This is a genomic window from Corallococcus sp. AB049A (assembly GCF_003668885.1).
In the GTDB taxonomy this organism is placed as follows: domain Bacteria; phylum Myxococcota; class Myxococcia; order Myxococcales; family Myxococcaceae; genus Corallococcus; species Corallococcus interemptor.
Window position 1 is genome coordinate 23,800 of sequence record NZ_RAWL01000053.1, and the last position, 6,591, is coordinate 30,390.

6 protein-coding genes are annotated in these 6,591 nt (G+C 67.9%); 4 read left to right on the top strand and 2 right to left on the bottom strand.

Going from position 1 to position 6,591, the window contains the following annotated elements; translation table 11 throughout:
* Nucleotides 1–8 precede the first annotated feature (8 nt).
* Nucleotides 9–944, bottom strand: a complete 936-nt coding sequence (locus tag D7X55_RS44555; RefSeq protein WP_233609707.1) for a GNAT family N-acetyltransferase — start codon at nucleotides 942–944, stop codon at nucleotides 9–11.
* Nucleotides 945–1,018: 74 nt separating this feature from the next.
* Between D7X55_RS44555 and D7X55_RS08490 the strand changes: the two genes are divergently transcribed.
* From D7X55_RS08490 to D7X55_RS08505, 4 genes are all read left to right on the top strand, one after another.
* Nucleotides 1,019–2,194, top strand: coding sequence for a trypsin-like serine protease (locus D7X55_RS08490; protein ID WP_120549494.1), 1,176 nt, complete (start codon nucleotides 1,019–1,021; stop codon nucleotides 2,192–2,194).
* Between the two features lie 59 nt (nucleotides 2,195–2,253).
* The gene (dnaG, locus tag D7X55_RS08495) at nucleotides 2,254–3,984 is read left to right on the top strand and encodes a DNA primase (RefSeq protein WP_120549495.1); all 1,731 of its coding nucleotides are present in this window, start codon (nucleotides 2,254–2,256) and stop codon (nucleotides 3,982–3,984) included.
* Nucleotides 3,985–4,059: 75 nt separating this feature from the next.
* On the top strand, nucleotides 4,060–4,371 hold the full coding sequence (locus tag D7X55_RS08500) for a MazG nucleotide pyrophosphohydrolase domain-containing protein (protein ID WP_120549496.1): 312 nt from the start codon (nucleotides 4,060–4,062) through the stop codon (nucleotides 4,369–4,371).
* Nucleotides 4,372–4,448: 77 nt separating this feature from the next.
* Entirely contained in the window at nucleotides 4,449–6,173 is a 1,725-nt protein-coding gene (locus tag D7X55_RS08505) for a phosphatidylserine/phosphatidylglycerophosphate/cardiolipin synthase family protein (protein ID WP_121722760.1), read from the top strand.
* Nucleotides 6,174–6,213: 40 nt separating this feature from the next.
* On the opposite strand, the gene D7X55_RS08510 is transcribed toward D7X55_RS08505, so the two are convergent.
* On the bottom strand, nucleotides 6,214–6,450 hold the full coding sequence (locus tag D7X55_RS08510) for a hypothetical protein (protein WP_120549498.1): 237 nt from the start codon (nucleotides 6,448–6,450) through the stop codon (nucleotides 6,214–6,216).
* Between the last annotated feature and the right edge of the window lie 141 nt (nucleotides 6,451–6,591).

Here is a 6,591-nt window from a genome sequence, read left to right on the forward strand (position 1 = left end):
AGACGGGGCTACAACAGGCGGCAGAGCCACACGCTGGGAATGGCGGCATGGAAGCCGGCCTTCTCGTAGGCGCGCCGTGCCGCCGCGTGACTCGCATCGCCACCGGTCGCCACGGTGGCGACCCTGGCGCCCGCGCGCTTCATGTGGCCGAGCGCGTATTCGTAGAGCCTCGTCCCGACCCCATGGCCGGCGTGAGCGGGATGGACCGCATTCAGGCCTATCTCGCCAATGAGCGTCTCCGGGTCGACCTTCACCGCGACGAAGCCGACCACGTGCAGCTGGACCACGGCCACGAACACGTCCCAGCCCGAGTCCGGAGCGATGAGTCCCCGAAGCATGTCGGCCTGGACTGCGTCCTGCTTCGCTTGCGCAAGCTCGTAGATCTCGTCGCCCAGGAGCGAACGGAACGACGCGAACACGGGCTCGAAGGCGGCTCGGCGGATGTCCTCGAGAGTCATTCCGTCGGCGTTCGCTGCGTGCCTGATGTGGAAGCGCCGCCGCGCGCTGTCGCGATTGAAGGAACTCCAGATGTAGTCACGGGCCTCGTCGCTCAACCCCAACGCCTCGGCGCGATCGAGCAGCGACTTCAGCTCCTCGGCGCTCAACAACTGCCGCAGCTCCGCGTGGTACTCCTGCCGCCAGAACTGGTGCACCAGCACCCGGGCCGCCACCTCACGCAATTCCTGCTCGTCGCCGACGACGAGGGTCTTCGCTATCCGCTCCAGGGCGGTGCTCCGCTCCAGCAGGGCCCCCCGCTTCATGCACAGGTCGCTCAGCGCCCGGAGCGCATTCGCTCGCTGCCGGGCGGAGAGCTGGCCCTGTTCAAGTATCTCCACCAGTGCGTCGAACACCTCGGGTCCGCGCTTTCGGAGCTCCAAAAGGTCGACGGGGACCCGCCACTTGTCCAACTCATTGATGAGCCAGCGATACGCCTTCGCGTCCATGACGGATACACTCTCAGTCCAGGCGGTGAAAACAAGCCTGCTCGCACCTCAAGGACGAACCATAGAGTGGCCGCATGACCTCTTCCCGCGCGTCCTTCCCGTGGTTCCTTTCCCTGCGTGCCGCCGTCGCGCTGGGCTTCCTGTCCCTGGGGGCTGGCTGTGGCCCCGAAGCGGTCAGTGGCCGGCCCGCCGTGACGGAGTCCGCTCAGCCGCTCCTGGGGGCCACGCCCGCCGCCGCCGGTGAGTTCCCCTGGATGGTGTCCCTCCAGGACTCGGCCGGCAATCACCTGTGTGGCGGCACCATTCTCAACACCCACTGGGTCCTCACTTCACGTCAGTGCGTGCTGGGGACCGGCACCGTGACGCCCCCGCATCCCAGCACCCTGCGCATCGCGGCGGGGAGCAACAGCCTGGCGTTGATGAGCATCGCGGGGCAGGTGAGCACGGTGCTGGACATCATTCCCTTCCCTGACTCGTGGAACGCGGCGCAGGGCAAGGACGTGGCGCTCCTGCGGTTGCTCACCCCGCTGACGCTCAATGGCACCACAGTGGCGGCCCTGCCGGTGGCGACGGCCGCGGATGTCTCCGCTGGCTACACGGACCCGGGCGTCATCGCCACGCTCTCAGGCTGGGGACAGACGGCCCCGGGCAGCGCAATCCCAGACGCATTGATGAAGATGAGCGTGCCGCTGATGTCCAACGCGGATGCCTCCCTGGCGCTGGGGCAGCCCGTCACGGTCGACCAACTGGCGGCGGATGGTTCAGCGCAGGGCAACGCCTTCTGCACCGGGGACGTGGGCAGCCCGCTGGTGGTGGACGGAGCCTCCGGGAAGAAGCTGGTCGGCGTCGCCAGCTACAACCCGGGCTGCTTGGCGCCGAACATGTTCGCGCGGGCCTCGTACTTCAAGGGGTTCATCGACATGATCACCCCGCGGCTGAATACCGCCCCCCGGGCGACGCTGAGCTACGTCAGCGCGCCCCAGGGCGGCTGGAAGCATTATTCCCTGACCCTGCCGTCGGGCATCCCCGCGTTCACCGTGTCGCTCCAGAAGGGCACCGGCAATGGCACCCTCTACGTGCGCTACAACGGAGCGCCCACGCTGACGAACTACACCTGCCGCTCCGGCGCCACGGACAGCAACCTGGAGTACTGCTCCATCTTCTATCCAAGCCAGGGGACCTGGTACATCTCCGTGTATGGCGAGACGGCTGTCACCAACGCCTCCATGCTCGGACGTACTTTCTATTGAGGGCTGCGCGGCAGGGGCGTAGGGCGGGTCCGGGGTAGAGTGGCCCTCCGGAACAACCCATGGCATCGCGGCGCATCTCTCCCCAGACCCTCGAAGAGCTGCGCCACCGGGTGGACCTGCCTGGTCTCATCTCGCGTCATGTGGCGCTCACCCCGAGCGGGAAGGATTTTCGCGGCCGGTGCCCCTTCCACGAGGAGCGCACCCCGTCTTTCTTCGTCGTCCCGGCAAAGGGCTTCTTCTTCTGCCACGGGTGCCGCGCGCACGGAGACGCGGTGGACTTCCTCCGGCGCATGCTCGGGCTCTCCTTCGGGGAGGCCGTGCGTGAGCTGGCGCGGGAGGTGGGCCTGACGGTGTCCGAATCCGACGACCCGGCGGCGGACTCAAGCCAGCGCTTGCGCGACGTGACGAGGCTGGCCCAGGAACACTTCCAGACCCAGCTCTGGGGCAGTGAAGGCGCGGCGGCGAGGGCCTATCTGGAAGCGCGGGGCGTCACGGAGGAGACGGCGCGCGCGTTCGGGTTGGGCTGGGCTTCCGAGGCCTGGGACCGGCTCGCGGAGCGGCTCGAGCGCGCGGGGCTGCGGGAGGCGGGACTGGAGACGGGGCTTTTGCAGCCGCGCAAGAAGGGCGCGGGCTGCTACGACTTCTTCCGGGGCCGGGTGATGTTGCCGCTGCGTTCGCCGGACGGCCGCCCCGTGGGCTTCGGAGGACGGCTCCTGTCCGGTGGCGCTGGGGGACCGAAGTACCTCAACTCGAAGGACAGCCCGCTCTTCCACAAGGCGGACACGCTGTTCGGGATGGACCTCGCGCGGGCGGAGATCCGCCGGCTGCATCGCGCGGTGCTGGTGGAGGGCTACTTCGACTGCGTCCTCCTGCACCAGGTGGGGGTGCGCCATGCCGTGGCGCTCTGCTCCACGCACCTGACGCCAGGCCACCTCCAGGTGCTCGCGAGAGCGGAGGCCCGCGAGCTGGTGCTGCTTCTGGACGGGGACGCAGCGGGGCTCGCCGCGGTGGAGCGGCTGTCAGGGCCGCTGCTCGCCGCTGGCGTGGCCACCCGCGTGGCGCTCCTGCCCCAAGGGGAGGATCCAGACACCTTCGCGCTGCGGGAGGGCGCGGCGGGAGTGTCCCGTCTCTTTGACGACGCGCGTCCGCTCACGCGCCACCTCTTCACCTCCGTGCTGCCCGAGGGACGTGAAGCCAGCTTCGAGGAGAAGATGCTCGCGTTGGGACGGCTGCGCGACGTCGTGGCGAAGCTCCCCCCGGGCCTCATGCGCACGGCCTTCCTCGACGCGCTGTCCGCCCACATGGGGCTGCCCTCCTCGGAGCTGGAGGGCGTGCTCTCCGGGCCCCGGCTTCCGGCGCAACCCGCCGCCGTCACGCCCGCCGAGCGCGGCGTGGATGCGCTGGAGGCCCGCGCGGTCGCCTGTGTGCTGCGCAATCCCAGCGTGCGGGACCAGGACGCCTTCGGGGCGTTGGATCATCTTCGGGAGGCGGGGCTGCGAATGGCGCTGGGCACCGCGACCCACGGAGGCATCGCGGCCACCGGCGCGGTGGCGCGGGCCCTCGCGAGCGCCACGCGTTCCCTGCCCACGGAGGAGGACGCGCTGGTGAAGGTCTTCCGCGTCACCTGCTGTGAGCTGTCCCTTCGCCGGCTGGACGCGGAGCTGGCGAAGCTGACCGGGCTCGCTCGCGAACCCCGCCCCAGTGGCGCGACCCTCGCGCGGCTCTCCCAGCGCTCGGAGTTGCGGGCCCTGCGCCACCGGGTGCTCCAGGTGCTCCAGGGCCTTCGCTGAAGACGCCAGCGGACAGCGCGTCCACCGTCACCGTTCGGAGTTGACAGCCACTCGCCGCTGACGGAGCACAAGGGCATGATCGAGCTCCCCGAGCGCGCCGCGATGCCGGACTACCAGCGGTACATCCACGACCTGGAGTCGCTGCACGGCTGGCTCCAGCAGGACCTGGTCCACAACTGCTTCCGGATGGGCGAGGAGGTGGGCGAGCTCTTCAAGGCGGTGCGCCAGTACGAGAAGCGGCCCTCCGAGGCGACGGCTCGCGAGCACGTGGGGGAGGAGCTGGTGGACGTGCTCAACTACCTGCTGGCCATCGCCAACCGCACGGGCGTGGACCTGGAGCAGGCCTTCCGGGAGAAGAACGCGCGGAATCAACAGCGCACCTGGTAAGGCTCGTCACGGCATGGACCGTGCTGACAAGGAGTCCCCACTGATCGTGTTTCACTGGGAACGTGTAGGCTCCGGAAATGAGCAAGCGGACCAGCGACCACAACAGCGCGACCTTCCTGATGGATGGCGAGGAGTTCTTCGGCACCTTCGCCGCCTGTCTGGAGGAGGTGATGCGCAGCGCCACCGAGCCCGTCGAGGTCGAGCCCCTGTCGAAGGGCGAGGGCAAGAAGGTCGCGGACAAGCCGGCTCCCGTGCCCCCGACGACCTACGTGCGGCTGGCCTACTGGGCGATGGAGAAGGGCCTTGTGCTGAAGAAGGACGACCACCACTTCACGATGGAGGCCGCCCTCAAGCAATTGGCGGACGCGGGCGTCCACGTGGAGATCATCCTCTGGGACCCGGACGCCGTGTCCGCGAACGCGGGTGGCGATGACAACTTCGCGAAGAAGGTGGCTCGCGGGAACAAGGCGGTCCACACGGCGCTCCACGGGTACAAGGAAAAGATCCTGGTCTACCTGGAGAGCCACCCGAAGCCCGGGGTGGGCTATGGCTTGCACCAGAAGATGTCTCTCTTCTCCATCGGCGGAAAGCTCAAGGCCCTGGTCGGCGGCTTCAACATGGAGGAGGAGTACTGGGACACCGGCTATCACTGGGGAAAGCACCCCATCCATGGGCACAACCACACCCTGCACGACACGGCGGTGCTGGTGGAGGGGCCCGTGACGTGTGACATCGAGGAGGAGTGGCTGCGCCGCTGGAAGCGGCAGAGCTCGCTGAAGCTCTTCGGGCCCACGCCACCCCATGTGGTGCGAGCGGGAGTCCGGGGGCTCGTGGCGAGCCAGCCGACGGACGGCGGGCACCGCATCTCCGTGCTGACGACGGGCGTGTCGACCCTGTCCACCGACCACAGCATCCGCGATGAGATCAAGACCCTCATCCAGGGCGCCACGACGTATCTCTATGCGGAGAACTACCAGTTCTTCGACCCGGACATCGTCCGCGAGGTCTGCCGGAAGCTGAAGGCGTGGAAGCCCTTCGAGGTCTGCGTGGTGATTCCAGACCCTGTCTGCGATCCAACCCACGCGAACACGCAGCTGTCGCGCATCGCGTACGCGCGGATGCTCCTGGCGAGCTTCAAGGAAAAGGATGGCGTCAAGGGCAAGCTCGACGACGCGCTGCAGGCCATCAAGCTCCAGGGCAGCACCGTGCCAGTGCCCAACGACCCGGCGATGTATCACAAGGTCGTCAACAAGAAGTCCGGCAAGTGGATGGAGGAGGCCAGCCTCCAGGTGGCACCCCGGCCCGTCGAGGGCGTGAAGGTCCAGGCCAGGCCGGTGCAGGTCGCGCTGGAGGCAATTGACAGTCTGGACCTCGCGGAAGGGGTGACGCCGCGTGTCCAGTTCTACTGCCCGGTCCGCTTCCCGGGGCACTCCGGCAACTACGACGACAGCACGAAGATCTACGTGCACTCGAAGCTGATGCTCATCGACTCGAAGCACGTCATCGTGGGCAGCGCCAACTTCGGCTACCGCAGCATGGAGTACGACGGCGAGATGAGCCTGCACATCCAGAGCGATGAGTTCGCGGTCTCGGTGAAGCAGAAGCTCTTCCCTCACTACAACGTGAACTCCCCCAAGGAAGTGCCCGCCGCGCTCCGCGATGGCTCATACGGTGAGGCGGACCGGGTGAAGCTCATTGCCCGGAGTCCGGGACAGCTGGGCATGACCTCCGTCCACGTGAAGGGCTACATGAAGGAGACGATGAAGAGCGCGAGCGTCGCGATGAACTACGAATGGTACTGAGGGTTGGCGTGAGGCGTAGAGGACGCTCGCTCACGTCCGTTCAGGGCGCGGAGCGCCGTTCTTCCAACGCGGCCTCGCCCAGCGCACTGGGGGCGCGGCAGTAGTCGATGCACAGTTGCTCGTTGCCGCAGGTGGTGACGACGGCGCCGATGTTGCAGCGGCGTTCGCAGGGCACGCCGCAGCCACAGACGCCTTGGCATTGAGCCGCGGCGGCCGGCAGCGGCGCGAGGGCCAGGAACGAGGCGGAGGCGAGCAGCGACTTGATCACGGTACGCATGGACAGCTCCCTTGGGTGGACTGCCGCGTCAGCCTCAGGCGATTGTGATTGGGAGTAGATACGTACTTCCGCGTAATGGGGCAGGCTCGTTACCAGACACCCCTGCCGCTCACCGGATGGGAGGGCGGCAGGGGGCAGGAG

What these genes read in the sequence shown, in the direction of transcription:
- dnaG (WP_120549495.1), top strand. Translation starts at nt 2,254, where the DNA reads ATGGCATCGCGGCGCATCTCTCCCCAGACCCTCGAAGAGCTGCGCCAC.
- D7X55_RS08505 (WP_121722760.1), top strand. Translation starts at nt 4,449, where the DNA reads ATGAGCAAGCGGACCAGCGACCACAACAGCGCGACCTTCCTGATGGAT.
- D7X55_RS08500 (WP_120549496.1), top strand. Translation starts at nt 4,060, where the DNA reads ATGATCGAGCTCCCCGAGCGCGCCGCGATGCCGGACTACCAGCGGTAC.
- D7X55_RS08510 (WP_120549498.1), bottom strand. Translation starts at nt 6,450, where the DNA reads ATGCGTACCGTGATCAAGTCGCTGCTCGCCTCCGCCTCGTTCCTGGCC.
- D7X55_RS44555 (WP_233609707.1), bottom strand. Translation starts at nt 944, where the DNA reads ATGGACGCGAAGGCGTATCGCTGGCTCATCAATGAGTTGGACAAGTGG.
- D7X55_RS08490 (WP_120549494.1), top strand. Translation starts at nt 1,019, where the DNA reads ATGACCTCTTCCCGCGCGTCCTTCCCGTGGTTCCTTTCCCTGCGTGCC.